The organism is Neisseria macacae ATCC 33926, from assembly GCF_022749495.1.
Lineage (GTDB): Bacteria > Pseudomonadota > Gammaproteobacteria > Burkholderiales > Neisseriaceae > Neisseria > Neisseria macacae.
Genome location: NZ_CP094241.1, coordinates 693,804 through 720,205 on the forward strand (window position 1 = coordinate 693,804; position 26,402 = coordinate 720,205).

Annotated in this window: 21 protein-coding genes and 1 pseudogene; 13 read left to right on the forward strand and 9 right to left on the reverse strand. The window is 50.7% G+C overall.

What is annotated here, in order from left to right:
* The first annotated feature begins 4 nt into the window (after positions 1 to 4).
* From infB to MON40_RS03305, 6 genes are all read left to right on the forward strand, one after another.
* Positions 5 to 2,911 carry a translation initiation factor IF-2 gene (gene infB, locus MON40_RS03280; RefSeq protein ID WP_147611951.1) on the forward strand — a complete coding sequence of 969 codons (2,907 nt, stop codon included), beginning with the start codon at positions 5 to 7 and terminating at the stop codon, positions 2,909 to 2,911.
* 351 nt (positions 2,912 to 3,262) lie between these two features.
* Positions 3,263 to 6,031, forward strand: coding sequence for a calcium-binding protein (locus MON40_RS03285; protein ID WP_003777066.1), 2,769 nt, complete (start codon positions 3,263 to 3,265; stop codon positions 6,029 to 6,031).
* Positions 6,032 to 6,229: 198 nt separating this feature from the next.
* Positions 6,230 to 6,742, forward strand: a complete 513-nt coding sequence (locus MON40_RS03290; RefSeq protein WP_003777068.1) for a DUF4189 domain-containing protein — start codon at positions 6,230 to 6,232, stop codon at positions 6,740 to 6,742.
* 167 nt (positions 6,743 to 6,909) lie between these two features.
* A complete protein-coding gene (locus tag MON40_RS03295) occupies positions 6,910 to 7,419 on the forward strand; it encodes a DUF4189 domain-containing protein (protein ID WP_003777069.1) in 510 nt (169 codons plus the stop codon).
* Positions 7,420 to 7,561: 142 nt separating this feature from the next.
* A complete protein-coding gene (locus MON40_RS03300; protein WP_003777070.1) occupies positions 7,562 to 8,101 on the forward strand; it encodes a DUF4189 domain-containing protein in 540 nt (179 codons plus the stop codon).
* A gap of 138 nt (positions 8,102 to 8,239) precedes the next feature.
* Positions 8,240 to 8,752, forward strand: coding sequence for a DUF4189 domain-containing protein (locus MON40_RS03305; protein WP_039862801.1), 513 nt, complete (start codon positions 8,240 to 8,242; stop codon positions 8,750 to 8,752).
* A gap of 156 nt (positions 8,753 to 8,908) precedes the next feature.
* On the opposite strand, the gene MON40_RS03310 is transcribed toward MON40_RS03305, so the two are convergent.
* A complete protein-coding gene (locus MON40_RS03310) occupies positions 8,909 to 9,097 on the reverse strand; it encodes a hypothetical protein (protein ID WP_003777072.1) in 189 nt (62 codons plus the stop codon).
* Positions 9,098 to 9,155: 58 nt separating this feature from the next.
* Positions 9,156 to 11,411 carry a nitric-oxide reductase large subunit gene (locus MON40_RS03315; protein ID WP_003777073.1) on the reverse strand — a complete coding sequence of 752 codons (2,256 nt, stop codon included), beginning with the start codon at positions 11,409 to 11,411 and terminating at the stop codon, positions 9,156 to 9,158.
* 466 nt (positions 11,412 to 11,877) lie between these two features.
* Between MON40_RS03315 and nirK the strand changes: the two genes are divergently transcribed.
* Complete coding sequence (gene nirK / locus MON40_RS03320; protein WP_039862803.1) at positions 11,878 to 13,086, forward strand: copper-containing nitrite reductase; 1,209 nt, start codon at positions 11,878 to 11,880, stop codon at positions 13,084 to 13,086.
* Between the two features lie 421 nt (positions 13,087 to 13,507).
* Positions 13,508 to 14,263 carry a formylglycine-generating enzyme family protein gene (locus MON40_RS03325; protein WP_003777075.1) on the forward strand — a complete coding sequence of 252 codons (756 nt, stop codon included), beginning with the start codon at positions 13,508 to 13,510 and terminating at the stop codon, positions 14,261 to 14,263.
* A gap of 257 nt (positions 14,264 to 14,520) precedes the next feature.
* Here the strand turns inward: MON40_RS03325 and MON40_RS03330 are convergent.
* Positions 14,521 to 14,583: pseudogene (locus MON40_RS03330) on the reverse strand (transposase); the annotation flags it as partial.
* Between the two features lie 166 nt (positions 14,584 to 14,749).
* On the opposite strand from MON40_RS03330, the gene MON40_RS03335 reads away from it, so the two are divergent.
* The 4 genes from MON40_RS03335 (at position 14,750) to MON40_RS03350 (ending at position 20,044) form a co-directional block, all read left to right on the forward strand.
* On the forward strand, positions 14,750 to 16,081 hold the full coding sequence (locus MON40_RS03335; RefSeq protein ID WP_003777081.1) for a YadA-like family protein: 1,332 nt from the start codon (positions 14,750 to 14,752) through the stop codon (positions 16,079 to 16,081).
* A 137-nt stretch (positions 16,082 to 16,218) separates the two neighbouring features.
* Positions 16,219 to 17,358 carry an NADH-dependent flavin oxidoreductase gene (locus MON40_RS03340; RefSeq protein WP_003777084.1) on the forward strand — a complete coding sequence of 380 codons (1,140 nt, stop codon included), beginning with the start codon at positions 16,219 to 16,221 and terminating at the stop codon, positions 17,356 to 17,358.
* A 588-nt stretch (positions 17,359 to 17,946) separates the two neighbouring features.
* Positions 17,947 to 19,125: a glycosyltransferase gene (locus MON40_RS03345; protein ID WP_003777086.1), complete on the forward strand. Its 1,179-nt coding sequence runs from the start codon at positions 17,947 to 17,949 to the stop codon at positions 19,123 to 19,125.
* Between the two features lie 187 nt (positions 19,126 to 19,312).
* On the forward strand, positions 19,313 to 20,044 hold the full coding sequence (locus tag MON40_RS03350) for a hypothetical protein (RefSeq protein WP_003777087.1): 732 nt from the start codon (positions 19,313 to 19,315) through the stop codon (positions 20,042 to 20,044).
* 93 nt (positions 20,045 to 20,137) lie between these two features.
* On the opposite strand, the gene MON40_RS03355 is transcribed toward MON40_RS03350, so the two are convergent.
* The 6 genes from MON40_RS03355 to trhP form a co-directional block, all read right to left on the reverse strand.
* On the reverse strand, positions 20,138 to 21,094 hold the full coding sequence (locus MON40_RS03355; RefSeq protein WP_003768759.1) for a MetQ/NlpA family ABC transporter substrate-binding protein: 957 nt from the start codon (positions 21,092 to 21,094) through the stop codon (positions 20,138 to 20,140).
* A gap of 66 nt (positions 21,095 to 21,160) precedes the next feature.
* Positions 21,161 to 21,805 (reverse strand): hypothetical protein, encoded by a 645-nt coding sequence (locus MON40_RS03360; protein WP_003777090.1) that lies wholly within the window; start codon positions 21,803 to 21,805, stop codon positions 21,161 to 21,163.
* A gap of 78 nt (positions 21,806 to 21,883) precedes the next feature.
* Positions 21,884 to 22,570 carry a methionine ABC transporter permease gene (locus tag MON40_RS03365; RefSeq protein ID WP_003777092.1) on the reverse strand — a complete coding sequence of 229 codons (687 nt, stop codon included), beginning with the start codon at positions 22,568 to 22,570 and terminating at the stop codon, positions 21,884 to 21,886.
* 1 nt (position 22,571) lies between these two features.
* A complete protein-coding gene (locus MON40_RS03370; RefSeq protein ID WP_003759974.1) occupies positions 22,572 to 23,309 on the reverse strand; it encodes a methionine ABC transporter ATP-binding protein in 738 nt (245 codons plus the stop codon).
* 227 nt (positions 23,310 to 23,536) lie between these two features.
* On the reverse strand, positions 23,537 to 23,737 hold the full coding sequence (locus MON40_RS03375; RefSeq protein WP_003777093.1) for a hypothetical protein: 201 nt from the start codon (positions 23,735 to 23,737) through the stop codon (positions 23,537 to 23,539).
* Between the two features lie 56 nt (positions 23,738 to 23,793).
* Entirely contained in the window at positions 23,794 to 25,146 is a 1,353-nt protein-coding gene (gene trhP, locus MON40_RS03380; RefSeq protein ID WP_003777098.1) for a prephenate-dependent tRNA uridine(34) hydroxylase TrhP, read from the reverse strand.
* Positions 25,147 to 25,505: 359 nt separating this feature from the next.
* Here trhP and MON40_RS03385 point away from each other — a divergent pair, with 359 nt between their 5' ends.
* Complete coding sequence (locus tag MON40_RS03385) at positions 25,506 to 26,252, forward strand: amino acid ABC transporter permease (protein WP_003759965.1); 747 nt, start codon at positions 25,506 to 25,508, stop codon at positions 26,250 to 26,252.
* Positions 26,253 to 26,402 lie beyond the last annotated feature (150 nt).

The window sequence follows — 26,402 nt, forward strand, 5'->3', positions numbered from 1 at the left end:
ACAGATGAGTAACACAACCGTAGAACAATTTGCCGCCGAACTGAAACGCCCCGTCGATGATTTGCTGAAACAACTGAAAGAAGCCGGCGTCAATAAAAACAGCGGCAGCGATTCCCTGACGCTGGACGACAAACAACTGCTGAACGCCTATCTGAAAAAGAAAAACGGCAATGACGGCGGAACCATCAGCATCCGCCGCAAAAAAACCGAAGTCAGCACTGTCAGCGGCGTCAAAGTCGAACGCAAACGCGGCCGTTCCGTAACGATTCCTTCGCCGGAAGAGCTTGCCGCCGAAGCTAAAGCCAAAGCAGTAGCTGAAGCGCAAAAAGCCGAGCAGACAGAAGCGAAAGACCAAGCCACAGAACAGGCAAAAGCCGAAGCTGAGGCCGCCGCCCGTGCCGAAGCGCGTGCGAAAGCCGAAGCGGAAGCTGCGAAGTTGAAGGCTGCCAAAGCGGCAAAAGCCGAGCCGAAAGCCAAAGCGGAAGAAGCAAAACCTGTTGAAGCGGCTGAAAAACCTGCCGAAGTGAAAGCAGCTGAAAGCAAAGCCGACGACAAACCGGCAGAACCTGCTGCACAAGCAGTTCAGGCTGAAGACAAACCTGCCCAAAGGTCGTCTGAAAAACCTGCCGAAGGCAAAGCCAAGCCTAAACAAGACAAAGGCAATAAAGGCAAAGACGCGAAAAAAGCAGCCAAACCCGCTGCCCCTGCCGCTCCGCAACCTGTGGTCAGCGCGGAAGAGCAAGCGCAACGCGACGAAGAAGCACGCCGCGCCGCCGCTTTACGCGCCCATCAAGAAGCCTTGTTGAAAGAAAAACAAGAGCGTCAGGCGCGCCGCGAAGCCATGAAACAACAGGCGGATCAGCAAGCCAAGCCCGCAGCCGAAGCCAAAGCTGCCGAGCAGCGCAAGCCTGCCGAAAAAGCCAAAGCCGCGCCCGCAGAAGGCAAAGCCGCTAATCCTGCCCGTGCGAAAAAAGAAGACCGCCACAACCGCGACGATGACAACCAAGGCCGAAACGCCAAAGGCAAAGGCGGTAAAGGCGGACGCGACCGCAATGCGCGCAACGGCGACGACGAGCGCGTACGCAGCGGTAAAAAAGGTAAGAAACTCAAACTCGAGCCGAACCAACACGCCTTCCAAGCGCCGACCGAACCTGTCGTACACGAAGTCTTGGTTCCTGAAACCATTACCGTTGCCGATTTGGCGCACAAAATGGCAGTCAAAGGCGTGGAAGTGGTCAAAGCCCTGATGAAAATGGGCATGATGGTCACCATCAACCAATCCATCGACCAAGACACCGCCCTGATTGTGGTGGAAGAACTCGGCCACATCGGCAAACCTGCCGCCGCCGACGATCCCGAAGCATTCTTGGATGAAGGCGTGGAAGCTGTGGAAGCCGAAGCGCTGCCACGTCCGCCGGTGGTTACCGTCATGGGTCACGTCGACCACGGTAAAACCTCGCTGTTGGACTACATCCGCCGCGCCAAAGTGGTACAAGGCGAAGCGGGTGGCATTACCCAGCACATCGGCGCATACCACGTTGAAACCCCGCGCGGCGTGATTACCTTCTTAGATACCCCGGGTCACGAAGCGTTTACCGCCATGCGCGCGCGCGGTGCGAAAGCAACCGACATCGTGATTCTCGTGGTCGCAGCTGACGACGGCGTGATGCCGCAAACCATCGAAGCCATTGCCCACGCTAAAGCAGCGGGCGTACCGATGGTGGTTGCCGTCAACAAAATCGATAAAGAAGCTGCCAACCCCGAGCGCATCCGCCAAGAGTTGACCGCACACGAAGTCGTGCCGGACGAATGGGGCGGCGATGTACAATTTATCGACGTTTCCGCCAAAAAAGGCATCAATATCGACGCGTTGCTCGAAGCCGTATTGCTTGAAGCCGAAGTTTTGGAACTGACCGCCCCTGTCGATGCACCCGCCAAAGGCATCATCGTTGAGGCACGTTTGGACAAAGGCCGCGGCGCGGTCGCCACCCTCTTGGTGCAAAGCGGTACGCTGAAAAAAGGCGATATGCTGCTTGCCGGCACCGCGTTCGGTAAAATCCGCGCGATGGTCGATGAAAACGGTAAAGCCGTCAACGAAGCCGGCCCGTCCATTCCGGTCGAAATCCTCGGCTTGTCCGACGTGCCGAATGCCGGCGAAGACGCAATGGTGTTGGCAGACGAGAAAAAAGCCCGCGAAATCGCGCTCTTCCGCCAAGGCAAATACCGCGACGTGCGCCTTGCCAAACAGCAGGCGGCGAAGCTGGAAAATATGTTCAACAACATGGGCGAAAACCAAGCCCAATCCTTGTCGGTCATCATCAAAGCAGACGTACAAGGTTCTTACGAAGCTTTGGCGGGCAGCCTGAAAAAACTGTCCACAGACGAAGTGAAAGTGAACGTATTGCACAGCGGCGTGGGCGGTATTACCGAATCGGACGTCAACCTTGCCATCGCTTCAGGCGCGTTCATCATCGGCTTTAACGTGCGTGCAGACGCTTCTTCGCGCAAACTTGCCGAAAATGAAAACGTGGAAATCCGCTACTACAACATCATTTACGATGCCATTGACGACGTCAAAGCAGCCATGAGCGGCATGCTGGCGCCGGAAGAGAAAGAGCAGGTTACCGGTATGGTCGAAATCCGTCAGGTCATCAGCGTATCCAAAGTCGGCAACATCGCAGGCTGTATGGTTACCGACGGCGTGGTCAAACGTGATTCCCATATCCGCCTCATCCGCAACAACGTGGTCATCCACACCGGCGAACTGTCTTCTTTGAAACGCTACAAAGACGACGTCAAAGAAGTCCGCATGGGCTTCGAGTGCGGCTTGATGATCAAAGGCTACAACGAAATTATGGAAGGCGACCAACTGGAATGCTTCGACATCGTCGAAGTTGCCCGTTCGCTGTAATTTCCCGTTGTAAATAAAAGGTCGTCTGAAAACCTCATCCATTAGGTTTTCAGACGACCTTTTCGTTTTATAGCGGATTGGATTGGCGCAGTACGGCGTTGCCCACCGCTTAATCTTGATTTGAATTCAATTCGGCATAAATGATAAACAAATTAATCAATTGAAATATAAATTCCGATTAAATAATGTTTTGAGAAAGAGTTAGAACTTGTTGAGGATAAAGCAGTCTAAGGAAGCCACGCAGTTCGACTGCGTGTAACGATTCAATCAATAAATTACGATCCCCCCAATCTGGTTATTTATCCCATCTCTCCGGATAGGCAACCGTCAGCTCACGGAAAAAATAATATCATGGATACAAAACAAGTCTTTCGCGCAATCGTTTCTGAAGAAGCCGCCGCACACTCCGCATCTTTGGAAAAGTCATCCGAACCCAAGGTTTTTCAAGGAACCAAGGGCAATGATGTCTATTATGCCACCCATACCGCAGACAACATTGTGGAAAAGGCAAATGAAGGACAGGATACCGTTTATAGCAATGTCAGCTACACCTTGCCGAACAATGTTGAAAACTTGGTTTTGACCGGTTCGGATAATATTTATGGCGCGGGCAACAATTCAGACAACGTATTGGTCGGCAACAGCGGCAACAACCGCCTGTATAGCGGGCGCGGCAATGATACGGTTTACGGGGGCGCAGGTCACGACAACATCAACGGGGGAGAAGGCGACGACCAACTGTTCGGCGATGAAGGCAACGATATCCTGGACGGCGCGGCAGGAAACGACGTATTGCAAGGGGGTGAAGGCAACGATACCTATTTGTTCGGCGAAAAAAGCGGCAATGATACAGTAATCGACCGCCAAGGCAGCAACAGCATCCGCTTTTTAGACGGCCTCAGCGCAGACGATCTGACGGTTACCGCCGTGCGCAATGCAGAAGGCGGACAGGACTGGCGTATCGCAGTGAAACACACCCAATCCGTCCTGACCATTTCCAATCAATACCAAGAAGGCAGCAATATGCCTTCCGTCCAACGGTTTGTTTTCGCAAACGGCACATTAAACCTCAACCAATTCATCAAAGCCACCCAAGCGCAAGTAGAAATACGCGACAATGCAGGCGAACGTATTGAAGGCACGGATGGAAACGACGCGCTGAACGGCACCGTCGGCAACGACGTCATCGACGGTAAAGCAGGCGCGGACATGATGCGCGGCGGCATCGGAGACGATACTTACTATGTGGATAACGCAAAAGATGTTGTCGTTGAGAATAGCGGCGAAGGCAATGATACCGTGATCAGCAGCGTTTCTTATACCGCTTCAACCCATGTTGAAAACGTTACCCTGACCGGCAACGCCAATATCTACGCGGCAGGCAACAACAGCAATAACACCCTGACCGGCAACAGCGGACACAACCGACTCAATAGCGGCCGCGGCAACGATACCGTTTACGGCATGGGCGGCAACGACAACATTAACGGCGGCGACGGCAATGACTACTTGGACGGCGGCGATGGCAACGACACCATCAACGGCGACGCAGGCGACGACACTTTAATCGGAGGAGCAGGCAAAGATATGTTGAAAGGCGGAACAGGCAACGACACCTATATTTACGGCAGCGACGATACGATTATCGACAATCAAGGCAACAATACCCTGAAGTTTTCAGACGACCTCCGTGTCAGCGACATCAAAGTAAACGTCATCGACAATGCCGACGGCAGCAAAAACTGGGAAATCACATCCGCCAACGGCTCTGCCACCATTCAAAACCAAGTTGACGCCAAAGGGCATATTTCCATCAACCAATTCCAATTCCTCGGCGAAAACTATACAGCCGAAACCCTGCTCAAAGCCGTCAACACCGGAAAAGCCGACCAAGGCATCAAAAATGAAGGCACACCGAACGACGATGTGATTGTCGGCAGCAAGTTTAATGACGAATTAAGCTCCGGCACAGACGGCAGGGACGTGATCTACGGCATGGACGGTGACGACATTATCCGAGACGAAGGCACGACCTACTGGGGCAACGAATGGTCTTCAGACGACAAACTGTACGGCGGAAACGGCAATGACAAACTGTATGCGCGGGTCGGAGCCGATTACCTCGACGGCGGCGCAGGCGACGATTATCTGGAAGGCGGAGACGGGCGCGATACCTATGTCTTCGGCAAAGGATACGGACACGACACCATTTTCGACTTCGGTTTCGATATCGACGAAGAATTCAATCCCACCTCCATCAGTAACGCCGTAAAATTTACCGGCGGCTTGACATTGGATGACTTGAATATTTCCGTGACCCCGGGCTACGACAAAACCGGCATCGACTACACGCCCGATCCGTTTGACTACACCATCAACCCCCGTCTGAACGGCAACACATGGACCGTTTCCATCAAAGGCAGCAATGACGTATTGACGATTAAAAACCAAATGGGTTCGCAAGGCGCCATATCCGAGTTCCAATTCGACAACGGCACATACAGCACGGAACAAATCATCGAACATTTCGGTTTGAAAGTATCCCATGTCCGCAAAGACGGCACGATTATTCAATACCTGAATGACGACAGCGATACCTTTGAGCAACGGCTGTACGAAGGTTCCAACCGCATTATTCACGGCACCGACAACGGCGACACCGTCAGCGTTTCAGGCAACTACGGCGGCAAAACCACCTTTATCGGCGGCAGCGGCGACGATACCGTCAAAGTCGGACACGACAGCACCATTGATGCCGGCGCAGGCAATGACACCATTTCCGGCGGCAGCTATGCCAATACGATTACCTTCGGCAAAGGCAGCGGGCATGACAAATTGTCACTGAACGCAAGCGGCGAGGACAATACCGTATTGTTCTCAGGCAATCTGACGCTGAAAGACATCGATTTGGAAATCAATAAAGCAGGAAACAACAAAGAGAACTGGGTGGTCAAACTCAAAGGCAGCGACGACACCCTGACCGTCTTGGATGCCGTCCACTCCTCAGATGGCGGCGATACCGTAGATGCGTTCAAGTTTGCCGCCTCAGGCGAAACATACAGCATGTCGCAATTCCTGACCGCTTTGGGACACGATACCGCCCATCAAGGCGTTTTGTAAGTTTCACAAAGCAATACGGCAGCATTGTCGATTGATTTGTTTTTTCAGACGACCCCTGAAGGACTAGGGGTCGTCTGAAACTTTATTGTGTGGCGATGAACTATAAAGTGGGAACAGTCCGTCTGATTTTGACTGGGTTGCTTGGGGAACAGGGTAAAGTAAGAATATGATTGATGTCCAAAAATAAGGAATAAACCGATGAAGCATATATTATTAGTGGCTGCCATGATTTTAAGCAGTTTCGCGAACGCAAACGAAATGAGCAATCCTTGTGTCTATCATCCCGATTTGCCGGGATGCGCGGGCAATAACCGACCGATGGGACAGGGAGGTAGGGTAATTAATATCCCGAACCGTTGGGGGGCGATTTATTTTAATCCGGTCAATCGTGCGGTAGGCTATTCTGAGAATAATACCGAAGGTTATCGTTCGGCTAATAAGGAAGCATTGGAAAGCTGTATTAAAGCTGGAGGTGGAAAAAATCCTATTGCCCGTGACGGAAAAGGCTGTCGGTTGAAACACGAATACCGTAATATCTGTGCTGCTATTGCAGTTGGTGGTAAAGAAGAAGGTAAAGGAGGAACTGGAACCGCTGGAGATGATGATGTGGAAATTGCCAAAGAACTTGCGCTGAAAGGATGCAGCAAACATTCCAATGAATGTGTTATCCGTTACTCTGGCTGTTCTCGTCATCCTGATTACCGCTATTAAGTGATTTTATTTTTCAGACGACCCCCGAAGGATTAAGGGTCGTCTGAAACTTTATTGTGTGGCGATAGACGATAAAGAGAAAACAGCCCATCTGATTTTGACTGGGTTGCTTAGGGAACAGGGTAAAGTAAGAATATGATTGATGTTCAAAAATAAGGAATAAACCGATGAAGCATATATTAGTGGCTGCCATGATTTTAAGCAGTTTCGCGAACGCAAACGAAATGAGCAATCCTTGTGTCTATCATCCCGATTTGCCGGGATGCGCGGGTAATAACCGACCGATGGAACAGGGAGGTAGGGTGATTAATATCCCGAGCCGTTGGGGGGCGATTTATTACAATGCTGCAAATCAAGCAATAGGTTATTCTGAAAACAATACCTCAGGCTACCGTTCAGCCAATAAAGAGGCATTGGCAAATTGCATTAAGGCAGGAGGCGGTAAGAATCCATTGGATCGCAATGGGGAAGGCTGTAGCTTAATGACTGAATTTCAGAATAGGTGTGGAGCGATTGTATTGGGAGGAGATGGAGGAAGATATAGGGCTGCTGCAAAAAATGCCGATTCTATTGCTGAGGCAGAGCAAAAGGCGATTTCCGCATGTGAGGCAGGGCAATCATTTAAATGTACTGTCCGCTATTCAGGCTGTTCGCGCCATCCTGATTATCGTTATTAAGTGATTTTATTTTTCAGACGACCCCAAATGTTCAGAGGTCGTCTGAAAACTTATTTTGTAACGATAGAGTCGAAAGCGATGTCGGTTTATACGGCAGGGTTTTGAGAGAAACGAATAGCGGAAAAGATTAAGAGGTATAAAGATGAAGAAGATATTTTTGATGTTGTTGGCAATGCAGATTAGCCCCTTTGTTTTAGCCGACGGATTGAATGCGATTAACGATCCTGTAATGAATCCTTGTATTCAAAGACCGGACTTGGCGGGGTGTAGCGGTAATAATCAGTCAGGAGGACAGGCACGTCGGGTCATCAATATCCCTAATCGTTGGGGAGCGATTTATTTTAATCCAGCCAATCGAGCTGTTGGTTATTCTGAAAACAATACTAAAGGTTACCAATCTGCCAACAAAGAGGCTTTGGAAAGTTGTATTAAGGCTGGGGGAGGCAAAAATCCGATTGCCCATGATGGGAAAGGGTGTAGATTGAAACATGAATACCGTAATACCTGTGCGGCTATTGCAATAGGCGGTAAAGAAGAAGGTAAAGGAGGGTTTGGTATTGTTGGAAATGATGATGTGGAAGTTGCTAAAGAACTTGCGTTAAAAGGATGTAGTAAACATTCTGATGAATGTGTTATCCGCTATGCAGGCTGTTCCCGCCATCCTGATTACCTTCGTTACTAAATGAATTTTCAGACGACCTCTAAATGCTAAAAGGTCGTCTGAAAACTTATTTTGCAGTGATGGGGTCGAAAGCGGTGCCGAGTTATGCGGCAAGGTTTTGAGAGAAACGAATAGTGGAAAAGATTAAGAGGTATAAAGATGAAGAAGATATTTTTGATATTGATGGCATTGAATAGTTTTACTGCCTTGGGCAACCCTTTGGGAGGGAATCCGACTGACGGTTATTGCCAAACTGTCGATGGCAGCGCGTGCGGTTGGGGAGGTGGCAGTTCGTCTTCTCGACGGGTGTATAAAGTGCCGAACCGTTGGGGAGCAATTTACGTAAATCCTGCAAATGCAGCAATAGGTTATTCTGAAAATAATACTGAAGGCTATCGTTCCGCCAATAAAGAAGCTTTGGCAAATTGCATTAAAGCTGGAGGAGGGAAGAATCCTATTGCCAGCGATGGCAAAGGTTGTCGTAGGATGACGGAAGTCCGTAATTCTTGTAGTGCAGTTGCCATTGGAGGCGTTGTTGGCAATGGTGGGGCTGGTGTAAAAAGTGATGATAATTTAGAGAAAGCAGAACAAAAAGCCTTGGCTGCGTGTAGTGAATATTCTGATAAATGTGTCATTAAATATTCAGGTTGTTCACGCCATCCTGATTATTAATTAAATTTTCAGACGACCCCTAAATATTCAGAGGTCGTCTGAAAAGCCCTTCGCTTTCCGTTCCGACAAAAACTGTTTTAAAACCGACCGCGCTTCGATGTGCGGTTTTTTGTTGTCTGTGTTTTGTTTGTTTTCGGTTTCAGACGACCTTGTTTTCTAAACGGCATTGGGGTCGTCTGAAAAATAGGGAAAACGGGGAGGCGGTTGTCGCGGGATGGGGAGGGATTCAATTTGTTGGATGAGGGGCGGGGAGTAGGGTAGGGATGGATGGGTAAAGAAGGGTATTTGGTGCGTATGGAGGTTAAACGGGGATGGGCTGTTGCTGAAATGAAAGTAGGCAGGCATCAAAAAAGGTCGTCTGAAAATGTTCAGACGACCTTTTGCGGGGTATTCAAGCTATGATTTATTTATCGCGGCTGAATACGATTTTGGTTGCTTGGATGGCTACGCAGACTGCACCGCCGATGAAGATCAAGTCGGCTGCTGTGCGTACCCAGCGCAGGGTGTCGAGGATTTCCATTTGCAGGAATTCTTCGCTACGGGCATACCACAGACCATGAGTGATGGAGGCGTATGCTTGAATCGCGCCGACAGGCAGCAGGCTGATGGCGATCATGCCGACCAAGCCGCCGTTGAGCAGCCAGAAGCCCCAAGTCATGAGTTTGTCGTCGAATTTTGCGTTTGGTTTCAGGTAGCGGGCAACCAGCAATACGAAGCCCAGTGCCAAGAAACCGTACACACCGAACAAGGCTGCGTGTGCGTGAACTGCGGTAGTGTTCAGGCCTTGGATGTAGAACAGGGAAATCGGCGGGTTAATCAGGAAGCCGAATACGCCGGCACCGATCATGTTCCAGAAGGCAACTGCTACGAAGCACATCAGCGGCCAACGCAGGCGTTTCGCCCATTCGGATAGGTGTTGGTAAGACCAGTGTTCGTAAGCTTCACGACCCAGCAATACCAGCGGTACGACTTCCAATGCGGAGAAGCAGGCACCGATTGCCATAGAGGCGGAGGTAGAACCGGAGAAGTACAGGTGGTGCAGCGTGCCCGGGATACCGCCCAACATGAAGATGGCGGCGGCGGCCAGAGTGGATGCGGTTGCGGTACTGCGGCGGACGAAGCCCATGTTGTAGAAGATGAAGGCGAAGGCTGCGGTAGCGAATACTTCGAAGAAGCCTTCTACCCACAGGTGAACCACCCACCAGCGCCAGTATTCCATCACGGCAATCGGGGATTTTTCGCCGTAGAACAGACCGGGCGCGTAGAACACGCCGACACCGACCATGGAGGCAACGAAGATTGCCAGCAGGTTTTTGTCCACGCCTTTTTCTTTAAAGGCGGAGATGGTGCAGCGCAACATCAGGAACAGCCACAACAGCAGGCCGACCATCAGCAGGAGTTGCCAGAAACGGCCCAAATCGAGGTATTCGTAACCTTGGTGTCCGAACCAGAAGTTGAATTTAGGCGGAATGACGTGGGTCAGGGCGAAGAAGTTACCTGCGTAAGAACCGCCGACTACGATAAACAGGGCGATGTACAGGAAGTTCACGCCGGCGCGTTGGAACTTGGGATCTTTGCCTCCGTTAACAATCGGAGCCAGGAACAGACCTGCTGTCAGGAAGCCGGTTGCAATCCAGAAGATGGCGGATTGGATGTGCCAAGTACGGGTCAATGCGTAAGGGAACCAGTCGGACATTTCGAAGCCGAGTGCTTCGTCAATGCCGTAGAAACCTTGACCTTCGACGGTGTAGTGTGCGGTCAGACCGCCCAGCAACACTTGTACCACAAACAGGGCGACTGTCAGGAAGACGTATTTGCCCAATGCTTTTTGGGAAGGAGTCAGCTGTACTTTGGAAATCGGGTCTTCAGTCGGAACTTCTACTTCTTCGTGTTTGGTCAGGAAGGAGTAACCCCACATCAGCAGGCCGATACCCATCAAGAGCAATACAACGCTGGTAAACGACCACATGTAGTTTTCAGTAGTCGGTACGTTGTTGATCAGAGGCTCGTGCGGCCAGTTGTTGGTGTAAGTGAAGTTCTCGTCAGGACGGTTGGTCGAAGCAGACCATGAAGTCCAGAAGAAGAAGTTGAACAGTTTTTCACGCGCTTCTTTACTTGGCAATGTGTTGTTTTTCATTGCGAAGTGTTCGCGGGTCGTCTGAAGGGCGGGATCATCGCTGTATACGCCGTGGTAGTAAGGCAGGATGCTCTCAATGGCTTTGACACGGGTATCGCTGATAACGACGCTGCCGTCTTCTTTAATACGGCTTTGGTTGCGGTATTCGTCGGCAAGGCGGGTTTTCAGTACGGCTTGTTCTTCAGGAGAAACTTCGTTGAATTTTTTGCCGTAAGTCTCTTGCGCAGTCAAATCCAACCATGCGACAAGCTCGCGGTGCAGCCAGTCGGCTGTCCAGTCCGGAGCCTGGTATGCGCCGTGTCCCAATACGGAACCGACTTCCATACCGCCGGTGGTTTGCCAGGCTGATTGACCTGCCAAAATATCGTCTTTAGTCATCAGCTGCGTGCCTGATGCCGAAACGACTTTCTCAGGGTAAGGCGGGGCTTTTTTATAAACCTCGCTGCCCATGTAGCCAAGAATGGTAAAGCAGACTGCCAGGACGGCAAACAGCAAGTACCATAGCTTCTTGTACTGTCCCATTTCAGAACTCCTTATTTTGGTAAAAAGTGGTTGCTTATAAATTCATACTATATGAATGTTAAAGATTGTAGCACTCTTTTCAGGCAAAAGAAATATTCTCTTAACAACAATCTTTAAAAAACAGATATATAGTCAATAATAATTCTTATTATCAAAAATACGATGGCATTTTTGTAAAGAATTGGATAAAACATGTGAACAATAATAGACGATTTGATGTAGTTTTATCTAGTTATTAAGTAGTAAAATAGGTAGTAAAAGTTCATCTTTGATGAATTAATTGATTTAGGTCAAGATATAGCGGTAAAACCACCTACATAATCCTACAAAAGTTCACAAGAGATGCCTTTCAGACGACCCAGAATAAGGCAGTTTGAGAGAGCCGAAAGCGGTATGCCGCGGATGACAAAGGTTGAAAAAATATACCCTGACCTTCTTAAAATAGTTATTAAAGGAAATGACAACTATGAAACGCCAAGCTTTAGCTGCAATCATTGCTTCAGTTTTTGCTTTAGCCGCCTGTGGTGAGCAAGCTGCCCAAAAACCTGCCGAGCAAACCGCTTCCGCTTCCGCTCCTGCAGCTTCCGAGGCTCCTGCTTCCGGTGCTCAAGCTGCTGCCGAAACCCCCGCTGCCGAGCTGCCTGTTATCGACGCGGTAACTACCCACGCTCCTGAAGTTCCGCCTGCCATCGACCGCGACCATCCTGCACGTGTCCGCGTGAAAATGGAAACCGTCGAAAAAACCATGAAAATGGATGATGGCGTGGAATACCACTACTGGACATTTAACGGCGACGTTCCGGGCCGCATGATCCGCGTACGCGAAGGCGATACCGTAGAAGTCGAATTCTCTAACAACCCGTCTTCTACCGTACCGCACAACGTTGACTTCCACGCTGCTACCGGTCAAGGCGGTGGTGCAGAAGCCAGCTTCACTGCTCCGGGCCGTACTTCTACATTCAGCTTCAAAGCCCTGCAACCCGGTCTGTACATCTATCACTGTGCCGTTGCCCCTGTCGGTATGCACATCGCCAACGGTATGTACGGTCTGATTTTGGTTGAACCTAAAGAAGGTCTGCCTAAAGTGGACAAAGAGTTCTACATCGTACAAGGCGACTTCTACACCAAAGGTAAAAAAGGTGCGCAAGGCCTGCAACCGTTCGATATGGACAAAGCCATCGCCGAACAACCTGAATACGTTGTATTTAACGGTCACGTAGGCGCTATCGCCGGCGACAATGCTCTGAAAGCTAAAGCAGGCGAAACCGTCCGTATGTACGTTGGTAACGGTGGTCCGAACCTCGTTTCTTCCTTCCACGTTATCGGTGAAATCTTCGATAAAGTTTACGTAGAAGGCGGCAAACTGATCAACGAAAACGTACAAAGTACCCTGATCCCTGCCGGGGGTGCAGCGATTATCGAATTTAAAGCCGATATTCCGGGCAGCTATACTTTGGTTGACCACTCTATCTTCCGTGCGTTCAACAAAGGCGCGTTGGGTCAATTGAAAGTAGAGGGCGCAGAGAACGCTGAAATCATGACCAAAAAACTGGAAGACAAAGCCTATGCAGGTAGCGGTGCAGCTTCAGCCCCTGCCGCTTCAGCTCCGGCTGCCCCTGCATCTTCCGCAGCAGCGCCTGCTTCCGCAGCATCTGCAGGTAAAGGCGGCTACTAATCCAGTCATCTCGGCGTAGAGACAGAAAAAAGCCACTGCTGTTCCGGCTGATGCAAGGACAACAGTGGCTTTCTTCCACAATCAATCGAAAGATTGGTTTTTCAGACGACCTATCAAGTATCGAAGGTCGTCTGAAAAACCAGTTTCAAGTATAGTGGATTAAATTTAAATCAGGACAAGGCGACGAAGCTGCAGACAGTACAGATAGCACGGAACCGATTCACTTGGTGCTTCAGCACCTTAGAGAATCGTTCTCTTTGAGCTAAGGCGAGGCAACGCCGTATTGGTTTAAAGTTAATCCACTATATGCACGAACCGACAAGCCCAAAGCACAATAATTCAGACGGCTTTTAAGGATTTTTATCCGGTTTCGCTATATAATCAGAGCCTAATACTCCGTATTCAGATGAGAAAGCCCGTTATGAAACTCATACCACTCCTCGCCTTCTTTACCCTTGTCGCAAGCGGCAGTGCAGCGGCGGCCGAAATGGCAAAAGTTGAAGGCGGCAGCTACCGCCCGCTCTATCTGAAGAAAGAAACAAGCCTCATTAAAGTCAAACCCTTCCAAATCGACAAATATCCTGTTACCAATGCCGAATTTGCAGAGTTTGTCAAAAAACACCCGCAGTGGCAAAAAGGCAAAGTCAGCTCCAAACAAGCCGAACCTGCCTACCTCAAACACTGGGTTAAAACCGGCAGCAACAGCTACGCGCCCAAACCCAACGAACTGAAACATCCGGTAACCAACGTATCTTGGTTTGCCGCCAATGCCTACTGTACTGCGCAAGGCAAACGCCTGCCGACCATAGACCAATGGGAATTTGCCGGACTTGCCTCCGCCACACAGAAAAACGGTTCTGCCGAACCGGGCTACAACCGTACCATTCTTGACTGGTATGCAGACGGCGGCAGAAACGGCTTGCGCGATGTCGGCAAAAGCAAACCCAACTACTGGGGCATTTACGATATGCACGGCTTGATTTGGGAATGGACGGAAGACTTCAACAGCAGCCTGCTCTCGTCTGGCAATGCCGATACGCAAATGTTTTGCAGCGGCGCATCCGTAGGTTCCAGCGACCCATCGAATTACGCCGCCTTCCTGCGCTACGGCATACGCACCAGCCTGCAATCCAAATACGTCTTGCACAACCTAGGCTTCCGCTGCGCCTCGAAATAACCGGTTTCATCACCAAAGCAGCTTTGGCGGTACTGAAAGGTATCGCCTTTTTTTTGCCACTATAAAAGGTCGTCTGAAAACATTCCGTTTCTCCGAAACCATGTTTTCAGACGACCTTTTTGGATGATTGGGTTCTATCGATCTGAATGGGTTGCGTACGTTCTATAGTGGATTAACTTTAAACCAGTACGGCGTTGCCTCGCCTTAGCTCAAAGAGAACGATTCTCTAAGGTGCTGAAGCACCAAGTGAATCGGTTCCGTACTATCTGTACTGTCTGCGGCTTCGTCGCCTTGTCCTGATTTAAATTTAATCCACTATATAAACCTTGCTTATCATTTTCTTCAGATGATTCAAATCAAATATTAATTACATATAATTAATAATATTGTAATAATACTATACAATATAACTAATTCTAAATAATTAAATATAATTATTTGGGATTAGTTAGTATTGTTAAAAATTCAAATTTGGAGAATGAAAAGATGAAACTAAACTTATCCGTCAAACCGCTGTGTTTGGTGTTGTCCCTTGTTTTTGCAAATGTTTGTGTTGCGGAAGGTATTGCGACAGGGACGATGCACAAAAACGGTTCTGTCGCATTGGGCAAAGAATCGAAGGCGGGGGAGAATGCGACTGCGTTGGGCGATAAATCGGCTGCGGCGGGTTATAAGTCTGTTGCTGCCGGCTATGATTCAAACGCTTCGGGTTTGAGCGCGTCGGCATTTGGCAGCGAGGCTAAGGCGGAAGCATTGCGGACGGTTGCCGTCGGTTTCAGGGCGAATGCAAAAGGAACCAACGATATTGCCGTCGGCGGCGCATCGAAGGCTTCCGGTGGGCAGTCGGTGGCGGTCGGTTTGATGTCGCAGGCAACGGGTTTGCGTTCTATCGCGGTCGGCGAAAGCGCGAAGGCTGCCGATATTGATGCGGTTGCGTTTGGACGCGGCAGCGAAGCCAATGCACTCAGTTCCACTGCTGTCGGGGATAGGGCAAAAGTCAACGGTACGCAGGCGGTTGCGCTGGCATCTGCTGCCGAGGCAAACGGTTATCAGGCGGTTGCAGTCGGTACGCGCGCGGTTGCCGAAGAAACCAACAGCGTGGCATTGGGCGTGGAATCTTCATCCACTGCGCTCAACGGTCTTGCCGCAGGCACGCGCGCACGGGTACGGAAATCGGGCGGAACGGCTTTGGGCGCAGGTGCTGCCGCATTTGAGGAAAAATCTGCTGCTTTGGGCTACAAAGCGGAAGCGCGTCAGCAAAACTCCGTGGCAATCGGTACGGACAGCGTTGCCGATACTGCGGCAGGCGTTGCAGGCCATGACTTTGCCACCGGCGCGGCAAGTACGGAAACGGGTAAGGCATGGGTATCGACTTTGGGCGCGGTATCTGTCGGCAGCGAACAAAACAGCCGCCAGATTACTAATGTTGCTGCGGGTAAGGAGGATACGGATGCGGTCAACGTTGCCCAAGTGAAGAGCCTTGCCCGCCAAACCCAAAGCAGCCTTGCCGCAGCCGAGAGCAATCACCAGACCCAAATCGCCGCTTTGCGCAACGAAGCCAAAGTCCGTATGGACAAACTTGAAGAGCGCGCCGATTCAGGCTCCGCCGCTGCAATCGCAGTCGGCAGCCTCGGACAGGCATATCAGCCGGGACAAGGTGCGGTTTCCGTCGCAAGCGGTATCTGGCGCGGTAAAAGCGGCTACGCCGTAGGTATTTCCAAAGTATCCGCCAGCGGCAAATGGCTGGTTAAAGGCTCGGCAGTCGGCGCGGCGAAAGGCGGTGCGGGCGGCGGTGCCAGCGTAACCTACCTCTGGTAATCGTTGTTAGGTGTATCGCCGAAAGGTCGTCTGAAAACATTCCATTTCTCCGAAACCGTGTTTTCAGACGACCTCGTTCTTGATAATTCCCTATTTGTCCCAATTCTGTCGATGTTATTAATTTTCGACAGAACAAAATGAATTCCAAATACGCCCCGCTTTTCCAACCCTTCACGCTGAACAACGGCGTAACCGTCAAAAACCGCCTCGCCGTTGCGCCCATGACCCATTTCGGTTCGCACGCCGACGGTTTAATCAGCGACCAAGAGCGCACGTTCCTCGGCAACCGCGCAGGTGATATGGGGCTCTTTATCTCCGCCGCCACTTTGGTTCAAGACGGCGGCAAAGCTTTTCGCGGACAGCCTGAAGCTACGGGCGAACACTGCCTCGACAGCCTGAAAGAAACCGCCCAAATCATTCAAAAACAAGGTGCGAAAGCGATTTTGCAAATCCATCACGGCGGCTCTAAAGCGATGGCGGAACTCAACCGCCGCGACAAAATCAGCGCGTCCGCCAGCGAAGAAGAAGGTGCGCGTGAAGCGAGTGCTGCAGAAGTGGAAGAACTCATCGCCTCCTTCGCCCAAGCTGCCGATTTGGCGATTCGCGCAGGCTTTGACGGCGTGGAAATTCACGGCGCGAACGGCTATTTAATCCAACAGTTTTACTCCGCCCAAAGCAACCGCCGCAGCGATCAATGGGGCGGCAGCTTGGCAAACAGAATGCGCTTTCCGCTCGCCGTCGTCGATGCCGTTGCCGCCGTCCGCAACAAACACCAACGCAACGACTTCATCATCGGCTACCGCTTCTCGCCCGAAGAGGCAGGCGAAGACGGGCTGACCATGACCGAAACCGGCGCACTGATTGACGCGCTGGTGCAAAAGCCGCTGCAATACCTGCACGTTTCCTTGTGGGAATTTGATAAGAAAATCCGCCGCGGCGGCGATACGGAGCAAACCCGTATGCAGTTCATCCATGACCGCATCAACGGCAAGCTGCCCCTTATCGGCGTGGGCAACCTGTTTACTGCCGATCAAATTTTGGCCGCTTATGAAACCGGCTGGGCGGAATTTATCGCATTGGGCAAAACCGTCATGATCAATCCGCACATCGCCACACAAATCCGCGAAGGCCGCGAAGCCGAAATCGAAACGCAACTCGACCCGACGCGCGCCGACCATTACGGCTTCCCCGACATCCTGTGGGAATTTTCCGCCAGCGGTACGCAATCGTGGCTGCCGCCGGTAAAAGGCGCGGACTGGAAGCCGGTAGATGCCTGATTGACTGTAACGACAGCTTAAAATGGCAAAGATCATGTTTGCTGTTTGATGAGGTCGTCTGAAAAGGTTTCGGCATACGCATAGCCTTTTCGCTATGCCTGAGAGGTCGTCTGAAAAATCAAATACGAGATTTCAGACGACCTTTTTATTGTTTTGCTTCAAGGAAATGACGGTTGATGTACCAGTCGGCTTGTGGTGCTGATGAACATGTTTTATCGGGCGAGGGGGGATTAAACAACATAGTCTTGCCGTTGTTTAGCCTATGGGTCGTCTGAAACGGGAAAAGGTGATGCGTGTGATGAGATGGTTTGATGGATGTGGTTTTAAAAGTGTTGTTATATATCATATATTATTTTGATTTAAATCAGGCGGTTGAGAAAAAGGAGAGGTTTTTTTAACTTGCGGTTTGGGTACTTTGTCATATATATGTTTTAATTCATGCTTTGAGTTGTAATGCTGTTATTTATAATCACTTGAAAACCTGCGGTTGTTTGTAATATAACTAAATTATTGTTTTTTTTTATATTTTTTGACTTTGTGGGCAATGATGCAGATTGTCTTTGGCAGGGTTGGCGTAAGGAGTAAAAAATGCATGTTGTCGTTCTTCCATCGTGGTATCCGAAATCCGAAACGGATGTGGACGGGATTTTCTTCCGTTTGCAAGCTCAAGCTTTGCAGCGCAAAGGCTTGAAAGTAGGGGTCATTGCACCTTTGTTCCGCTCGTTGCGGACGGAGTGGAAAAGTGTTTTGACCGGACCTTATGGAATGCGGCATCACCGGCAGGGCGGTTTGAATACTTATGTTTACGACAGCATGTATTTTTTCCCGCATTGCCCCGTCGTCGATATCGACCGTATCCGTTGGGTAAGGGCGGGGATGAAGGCGTTCAAGCGGTATGTGGTGGAAAACGGCAAGCCGGACGTCCTCCATGCGCATACGATGAATTTCGGTGGCGTTTTGGCGCATGAAATTTCTAAGAAATACGGTATTCCTTATGTGATTACCGAACACAGCAGCGCGATTGCCCGCAACCTGGTCCGTCCGAACCAATGGCCCAGTATGAAAGAATCCGCCCGACATTGTCAGGCGCGTTTTGCGGTCAGCAAGGATTTTTGTGCATTGCTGCGCGAGAAATACGGTTTGGACTGGGAATATCTGCCGAATATTTTGGGCGATAACTTTGCGCGTCCGTTCGAGCCTTTCGATAAGTCCCATCAGGATTTCACGTTTTGCTCCGTTTCCCACTTGCGCCATCTGAAAGGGCATGACTTATTGCTTCCCGCCTTTGCCAAGGCTTTGGAAAAGTATCCCTTCCTCAAACTCAAAATCGGCGGCAATGGCGCGGAGGCGGAAAATCTGCGCCGCTTGGTCGACGAATTGGACATCGGTCATGCCGTCACCTTTTTGGGCGCGTTGAAGACGGATGAGGTCTTGGACTTGATGCGCCATAGCAATGCTTTTGTACTCGCCAGCCGTGTGGAAACGTTCGGCGTAGTGTTTATCGAAGCGCTGTCACAAGGCCTGCCGGTCATTGCGACGATGTGCGGCGGGCCACAGTCGATCGTCAATGAAAACAATGGTTATCTGATTCCGACTGAAAATATAGAAGCCCTGAGTGATGCGCTGATTCGGATGTATGAAGAACGAGGAAAGTTTTCAGCGGAAAAATTACGCGCGGATTGCTTGAACGAATTTGGCGAAGATGCCGTAATTGGAAGGCTGATTCAAGCATTTGAAAAAGTGACCGGCAAATCGGCAGAAGTATGAAGCGTTTAATTGGTATGTGAAAAGTATGAGGCTTGCAGTCAGGCTTAAAGTTTGGCGCAAGCCTTTATTGTTTGCGGAAATGATTCATTTTTGATTAAAATTATCCTATTTGACTATAAGATTAAACTTTCAGCGGGTAGAACAAGATTTATGTCATTTTAAATACGGAAATATTAAGGAATCCCTCATGAAAATCAAACTTTCAGCCTTCGTCTTGTCACTTGCTGTTTGTACGCATGCCCATGCGCTGACTACGCGTCCGGTCGAGCATACTTGTCCGATAGGCGGCGAAAAATTCACATCGGTTATGGTAATGTCGGGTTTTTCGATCGATATGAAGACTGATTTGGAGCCGGTAGGCATGGTTATGGCGCCTGCCCCCATTCCGGTTTGTCCGAGCAATAAGTTTGTCATGTTTAAGGACGACTTTACGCAACAAGAATTGGATAAGTATGAAAAAGTCATCCAGAGCGAGGCTTATCTCAAGCAGGTGGCTGAAAAGGCCTCAGCGCAAAGGTTGTTAGGGGTGATGCTGGAGCTGGCGGGCGAAAACCAAAATACGGAACAAATGGCATGGATATTTTTGCAGGCCAGTTGGCTGGGCAGTCAGCGGCAAGATCTGGAAAAAGTCCTGCATTATGCTGATTTAAATTTGAAAGATGGCAACCAGCATATTGAAAAACTGACCACTATGAAGTTTGTGCGCGGAGAAATGTTGCGCAAGTTGGGGCGGTTTGATGAGGCGAAAAAGCAGTTCGAAGAATTATCAAAAGAGCCGACGGTAAAAGCTTCCGAGTATTTGCAAAAGCTGACGGAACTGGAGTTGGAACTGACGGCAGAAAAAGACATCTATTCGCATCCGGTAAGACAAACCTTGCGTTTACGAGGAAAAATAAAAGACGAGTCATCACAGTTGTAAGATTTGGCTGCCGTATGTGGCAAAATGCAGCAAAAAGGTCGTCTGAAACCTGATTTGGGTTTCAGACGACCTTTTTGCTTTAGGGCTTAGTGCTTATTTCGCTGCGGAAGCACCGGTGCTTGCCGCGGAGGCTGCTGTGGCACTTGCTGCCGAAGCGGTGGAAGCGGCTTCGGCTTTTGCGCCGGCTGCGGCGTTTTCACCCCAGGCGGCAGGGTATTTGTAACCTGCGAAGCGTTGGCGCGCGTAGGCTTTGAACTCGTCGGAGTTGTAGGCTTCGGTTACGTCTTTGAGCCATTGGCTGTCTTTGTCGGCGGTTTTGACGGCTGCCCAGTTGACGTAGGCGAAGCTCGGTTCTTGGAACAGGGCTTCGGTCAGCTTCATGCCGCTGCTCATGGCGTAGTTGCCGTTAACGATGGCGAAATCGACGTCGGCGCGGCTGCGCGGCAGTTGTGCGGCTTCAAGCTCTATGATTTTGATGTTTTTCGGATTTTCGGCGATATCGGCTTTGGAAGCAGTCAGCGGATTAACACCGTCTTTCAACTTAACCCAGCCCAATTCGTTCAACATGACCAGCGCGCGGGCGAAGTTGGACGGGTCGTTAGGCGCGGAAACACTGCTGCCGTCTTTGACTTCGTCCAGCGATTTCAGTTTGCCCGGATACAGGCCCAAAGGCGCGGTCGGTACTTGGAAGGCTTCGGTGATGTCTAATTTGTGTTCTTTTTTGAAGTCGTCCAGATAAGGCTTGTGCTGGAAAATATTGATGTCCAGTTCGCCTTCTGCCAAAGCGAGGTTGGGGCGGACGTAGTCGGCGAATTCAAGCAGTTTGACGGTATAACCTTTTTTCTCCAGCGCAGGTTTGATTTGGTCTTTGACCATGTCGCCGAAGTCGCCGACGGTCGTACCGAAGACGATTTCTTTTTTTGCGCCATTGTCGGCGGCAGGTGATGCGGCGGATGCGGCGGATGTGCTGTCTTTTTGACCGCCGCAGGCTGCCAGTATCAAGGCGAGCGCGGCGGCGGAAAGGGTTTTGAAGAAGGTGTTTGTCTGCATGTTTTACTCCTGGTAAGTGTTAAGTCGATTTTTCAGACGGCCTCTGCCGTCGGGACAGTTGGGATTTTAAATCCATTTATGGGAAACGGGACGGTTTTTTATGGTGAGGTACAGGCCTTTGGCGGAACGGTAACACAGCCAAATCAATCCCGCTTTAAAAGTCAGGGCTGAGATGAGCTTGAGCCAATCCAACGAGGTGGCGAACGGAGAAATATCAAAGGCGGTATCGGCACTTTCATACATTTCATCTGTTCCGTCGATTACGGCGTGTCCGTCCATTCCATCATCATAGTCTTCAGCCATCATGGCACTTTCATCCGGCTCGCTGATTTCGCCCATTTCATCGATGTCCATCGTGCCAATTGATCCGTTCATTTCCCCTATGGAAACCATATCGTCAAATGAAAGGATGCCCCAGATGGAGACAGGAGAAGCGATAAGGGACCATATCATAAAGACAGCCAATAGCCCGACACACAATAAAATGAAGAAACCCATATCGTTACGCATCATTTTGCTGTTGCGCGCGTTGACGTCGGAGGGCGGGTGTTCTAATTTTTCCAAGATGACGAGTTGGGCAAGAAAGATGCCGATACTCAGGCCTATATACAATATTTTCGGCATATGGTTCATGGGGCCGATAAAGTACCAAAGGATATTGCCGATATTGACTAAATAAACGGCAATTAGAATTTTTTTGGCGGATTTCATGTTGTATTTTTCACTCAAAAGGTCGTCTGAAAATGCATCAGGTGTATTTTCAGACGACCTTGTTTACGTTTGTGAGGTTTAACGTTTGTCCAATTTCCGCGCCAACGCGTTGCCGATGCTTTGTATCAGGATAACGAGCAGCACGAGGATGGCGACGATGAAGATGATGACTTCGGTTTGGTAGCGGTAGTAGCCGTAGCGGATGGCGAGGTCGCCCAAGCCGCCGCCGCCTATCATGCCTGCCGCCGCGCTGTATGAGAGCAGGCCGATGGCGAGGACGGTGATGCTGGAAACCATGCCCGCGCGCGCTTCGTTCAAGAGGACTTTGCGGACGATGGCAAGCGGCGATGCGCCCATGGCGGTGGCGGCTTCAATCACGCCTTTGGGGACTTCGCGCAGGTTTTGTTCCACCAGTCGGGCAAAGTAAAACAGGCCGGACACGCTCAATACCAGTGAGGCGGCAATCGGGCCGATGGTGCTGCCGACGATGGCGCGGGTGGCGGGTATCATGGCAATCATCAGGATGACGAAGGGGAAGGCACGCATCAGGTTGACTAAGTTGTCGAGCAGGAAATTTACCGGCTTGTTGTAATGCAGCTGGCGGTTGGAAGTTACGAAAAGCAGGACGCCCAAGAGGGTGCCGAAGATGACGGCAATCGTGGTGGACAGTCCGACCATAACGAAGGTTTCACCCAAAGCGCGGACGATTTCGTCTTTCATGCCGACGATGGTGGAAACGGCTTGTTCGAATGTTAAGTCTGCCATATCAGTCCTCCCGAATCAGTTCGCGCCCGATTTCGGATTGGGCGTGGATTTGGTTGCCGCGTACTTCGACGATTTCTACTACTTTTCCTTTATCCAAGAGGGCGGCGCGGTCGCATAGGCGGCGGATGACGCTCATTTCGTGGGTTACGATGACGATGGTGACGTTGAAGCGTTTGTTGATGTCTTCCAAACATTCCAAGACGCTGCGCGTGGTGGCGGGGTCGAGGGCGGAAGTGGGTTCGTCGGCGAGGATGACTTGGGGTTTGGGTGCGAGCGCGCGGGCGATGCCGACGCGCTGTTTTTGTCCGCCGGAAAGCTGGGCGGGGTAGTGGTCGGCGCGTTCGGTCAGGCCGACGATTTCAAGGCATTCTTTAACGCGTTCTTTGATTTTTTCAGACGACCATCCGGCGATTTCCAAAGGAAAGGCAACATTGTCGGCAACGGTGCGGTTGCTCAAAAGATTGAACTGCTGAAACACCATGCCGATATTCTGCCGCGCCTGACGCAATGCTGCGGCATCGAGCGCGGTCAGCTCTTGTCCGCACACATTGACCTTGCCGCTGTCGGGACGTTCCAACAGGTTAATCAGGCGCAACAGGGTGGATTTGCCCGCGCCGGAATAGCCCATCAGACCGAAGATTTCGCCGTCTTGGATTTCGAGGCTGGTCGGCTCGACGGCGGCAAAACGGGTTTTGTCGCGCGTTTGGTAATGTTTGGAAACGTTGTCCAAAATAATCATAAATACTTCCTGATACTTCCGGAAAAAAAGAAGCCCGATGCTGTACACAACGGGCTTGAATATAAAGAAAGGAATAAAAACAGCAGAAAATGAAAATACGCTTTAGCTGTTTATGCCCGCAAGCTGTGTCAAATCGGCAATGTTAACTCATATACGACTATAATCAAAATCGGTAAATTTGTCAAGTTTTGATATGATTTGTAATTTTAAAATAATAAATTGTCAGTTTATTTGCCGAAAAGCTCCGCTACCATGCGGGCTTCTTCCTCGGTATAAGCCGCGCCGTTGAGCTTCGCAGTCAGGATAAATTCGCCGCTTAAGCCTTGTTCGGCGCAGGTTTCACGCCAGCCTTGCAGCCTTTCTTCATCGCTGGCTTTCCGTTTTAGACGACCTATGGTCTGAGCCGCCTGTTTGGTTTCTTCGTTCATACAATTCCTTAACAAAAGACAAAAGGTCGTCTGAAAATTTTCAGACGACCTTTTGATTATTTGATAACCCGCGCCAGCAAGGCTTTTTCTTTGCCCTGCATATTCGGGATTTTGACTTGGATGCCGTTGCCCGGGGCGACTTCGACGGCTGCGCCTTTGCGGGTCATTTGTTCCAGCGTAATGGTTTGGTTGCCTTCGGGGTGGATGATTTCCAAGGTGTCGCCGACGGCGAAGCGGTTTTTAACTTCCACCGTTGCCCAGCCTTCGGCGTCGATTTCGGTAACGTGGCCGACGTATTGGCTTTGTTTGGCGGTGGAATGGCCGCTGAGGTAGTTTTGATAGTCTTGGGTTTGGTGGCGTTCGAGGAAGCCGCTGGTGTAGCCGCGGTTGGCGAGGCCTTCGAGTTCGCTCAGCAAACTGTAGTCGAACGGACGGCCTGCGACGGCATCGTCAATCGCTTTGCGGTAGGACTGGGCGACGCGGGCGACGTAGTAGAGCGACTTGGTGCGGCCTTCGACTTTGAGGCTGTCCACACCGATTTTGGCGAGTTTCTCGACGACTTCAATACCGCGCAGGTCTTTGGAATTCATGATGTAGGTGCCGTGTTCGTCTTCCATAATCGGCATCATCTCGCCGGGACGGTTGGACTCTTCAATCAGGAAAACTTTGTCGGCGTAGGGGTGGCGTTTCTGACCGTTGATGCCTTCGAAGTTTTGGTTGGCTTCTTCTTGGGCTTTTTCAAAGTTGAAACCTTGCAGAAGCTGGGCGTCGCCCGCATCGCTTTCAGTGGCGTTGTGGACTTTGTAATCCCAGCGGCAGGAATTGGTGCAGGTGCCTTGGTTGGGGTCGCGGTGGTTGAAATAGCCCGACAATAGGCAACGGCCTGAGTAGGCGATGCACAATGCGCCGTGGATGAAGACTTCGAGTTCGATGTCGGGGCATTCTTGGCGGATTTCGGCGATTTCTTCCATGCTCAATTCGCGCGACAGGATGATGCGTTCGACGCCGATGTTCTGCCAGAATTTCACGCCCCAGTAGTTGGTGGTGTTGGCTTGTACGGACAGGTGGATCGGCATCTCCGGCCATTTTTCGCGCACGGTCATAATCAAACCCGGATCCGCCATAATCAGCGCGTCGGGTTTCATGGCAATCAGCGGCTCCATGTCGGCGACGAAGGTTTTGAGCTTGGAATTGTGCGGCAGGGTGTTGACGGTCAAAAAGAATTTTTTGTTGCGCTCGTGCGCTTCTTTAATGCCTTGCTCAAGGACGTCGAGTTTGGCAAATTCGTTGTTGCGGGCGCGCAGGGAGTAACGCGGGCTGCCGGCATAAACGGCGTCTGCGCCGTAGTCGTAGGCGGCACGCATACGTTCGAGGCCGCCGGCGGGAAGGAGGAGTTCGGGTGCTTTCATGTTTGTGCTTTATAAAAGGTTTCAGACGACCTTTTGAATCACGGGGAAAGGTCGTCTGAAAAGGTGTTTTAAGGATGGGCGGATTATCCGCTTTTTTGTCGGGACGGTCAATTTTACGGCGGCATATCGGAATTGTTTGGCGTTGTTTTTTCAGAGGAAAACAGGTTTCGGAGTGATAATAAGCTGATAGGCGCGACGGGTGGGGAAATGTAAAAAACGGACGGCAACCCGATTAATTTAACAAAAAGGCATTCAAAGAATGTATTTTCTTGTAAAATATCGAGTTTCATTTTTCCAATGTTCGGGAATCGGGCGGCTGCCGCAAACCGTTTCCCGGAGTTTTAGACAGGCGGACGAGTATGGATTTTCGGTTTGACATTATTTACGAATACCGCTGGATGTTTTTCTACGGCGCGCTGACGACGCTGGGCTTGACCGTAGTGGCGACGGCGGGTGGCTCCGTATTGGGTCTACTGCTCGCGCTGGCGCGCTTGATTCATCTGGAAAAAGCGGGTGCGCCCATGCGCGCGCTGGCTTGGGTTTTGCGTAAGGTTTCGCTGCTGTATGTAACGCTGTTCCGTGGTACGCCGCTATTTGTGCAGATTGTGATTTGGTCTTACGTCTGGTTCCCGTTTTTCGTCCATCCTACCGACGGTTTGCTGATCAACGGCGACGAGGCGGTGGAAATCCGACGCTCTTACGGCGCGCTGATTGCCGGTTCGCTTGCTTTGATTGCCAACTCCGGCGCGTATATCTGCGAGATTTTCCGCGCGGGCATCCAGTCCATCGACCGCGGTCAGATGGAAGCGGCGCGTTCGCTGGGGCTGACTTATCCGCAGGCGATGCGCTATGTGATTCTTCCGCAGGCGTTGCGCCGTATGCTGCCGCCGCTTGCCAGCGAATTTATTACGCTTTTGAAAGACAGCTCGCTGTTGTCCGTTATCGCCGTGGCGGAGCTGGCTTATGTACAAAGTACGATTAGCGGCCGCTATTCCGTTTATGAAGAACCGCTCTATACCGTTGCGCTGATTTATCTCTTGATGACGACTTTCTTGGGCTGGGTGTTCCTGCGCTTGGAAAACCGCTACAACCCGCAGCATCGTTGATTTTCGAATAAGCCGATTGTTTTCGGCTAGGGCAATGTCAAAAGGTCGTCTGAAAACTGATTCGGGTTTTCAGACGACCTTTTATAGTGGATTAACTTTAAACCAGTACGGCGTTGCTTCGCCTTGTCGTACTATCTGTACTGTCTGCGG

Excerpts from the sequence above, each read along its gene's own strand:
- infB (WP_147611951.1), top strand. The coding sequence starts at position 5 with ATGAGTAACACAACCGTAGAACAATTTGCCGCCGAACTGAAACGCCCC.
- MON40_RS03285 (WP_003777066.1), top strand. The coding sequence starts at position 3,263 with ATGGATACAAAACAAGTCTTTCGCGCAATCGTTTCTGAAGAAGCCGCC.
- MON40_RS03290 (WP_003777068.1), top strand. The coding sequence starts at position 6,230 with ATGAAGCATATATTATTAGTGGCTGCCATGATTTTAAGCAGTTTCGCG.
- MON40_RS03295 (WP_003777069.1), top strand. The coding sequence starts at position 6,910 with ATGAAGCATATATTAGTGGCTGCCATGATTTTAAGCAGTTTCGCGAAC.
- MON40_RS03300 (WP_003777070.1), top strand. The coding sequence starts at position 7,562 with ATGAAGAAGATATTTTTGATGTTGTTGGCAATGCAGATTAGCCCCTTT.
- MON40_RS03305 (WP_039862801.1), top strand. The coding sequence starts at position 8,240 with ATGAAGAAGATATTTTTGATATTGATGGCATTGAATAGTTTTACTGCC.
- MON40_RS03310 (WP_003777072.1), bottom strand. The coding sequence starts at position 9,097 with ATGCCTGCCTACTTTCATTTCAGCAACAGCCCATCCCCGTTTAACCTC.
- MON40_RS03315 (WP_003777073.1), bottom strand. The coding sequence starts at position 11,411 with ATGGGACAGTACAAGAAGCTATGGTACTTGCTGTTTGCCGTCCTGGCA.
- nirK (WP_039862803.1), top strand. The coding sequence starts at position 11,878 with ATGAAACGCCAAGCTTTAGCTGCAATCATTGCTTCAGTTTTTGCTTTA.
- MON40_RS03325 (WP_003777075.1), top strand. The coding sequence starts at position 13,508 with ATGAAACTCATACCACTCCTCGCCTTCTTTACCCTTGTCGCAAGCGGC.
- MON40_RS03335 (WP_003777081.1), top strand. The coding sequence starts at position 14,750 with ATGAAACTAAACTTATCCGTCAAACCGCTGTGTTTGGTGTTGTCCCTT.
- MON40_RS03340 (WP_003777084.1), top strand. The coding sequence starts at position 16,219 with ATGAATTCCAAATACGCCCCGCTTTTCCAACCCTTCACGCTGAACAAC.
- MON40_RS03345 (WP_003777086.1), top strand. The coding sequence starts at position 17,947 with ATGCATGTTGTCGTTCTTCCATCGTGGTATCCGAAATCCGAAACGGAT.
- MON40_RS03350 (WP_003777087.1), top strand. The coding sequence starts at position 19,313 with ATGAAAATCAAACTTTCAGCCTTCGTCTTGTCACTTGCTGTTTGTACG.
- MON40_RS03355 (WP_003768759.1), bottom strand. The coding sequence starts at position 21,094 with ATGCAGACAAACACCTTCTTCAAAACCCTTTCCGCCGCCGCGCTCGCC.
- MON40_RS03360 (WP_003777090.1), bottom strand. The coding sequence starts at position 21,805 with ATGAAATCCGCCAAAAAAATTCTAATTGCCGTTTATTTAGTCAATATC.
- MON40_RS03365 (WP_003777092.1), bottom strand. The coding sequence starts at position 22,570 with ATGGCAGACTTAACATTCGAACAAGCCGTTTCCACCATCGTCGGCATG.
- MON40_RS03370 (WP_003759974.1), bottom strand. The coding sequence starts at position 23,309 with ATGATTATTTTGGACAACGTTTCCAAACATTACCAAACGCGCGACAAA.
- MON40_RS03375 (WP_003777093.1), bottom strand. The coding sequence starts at position 23,737 with ATGAACGAAGAAACCAAACAGGCGGCTCAGACCATAGGTCGTCTAAAA.
- trhP (WP_003777098.1), bottom strand. The coding sequence starts at position 25,146 with ATGAAAGCACCCGAACTCCTCCTTCCCGCCGGCGGCCTCGAACGTATG.
- MON40_RS03385 (WP_003759965.1), top strand. The coding sequence starts at position 25,506 with ATGGATTTTCGGTTTGACATTATTTACGAATACCGCTGGATGTTTTTC.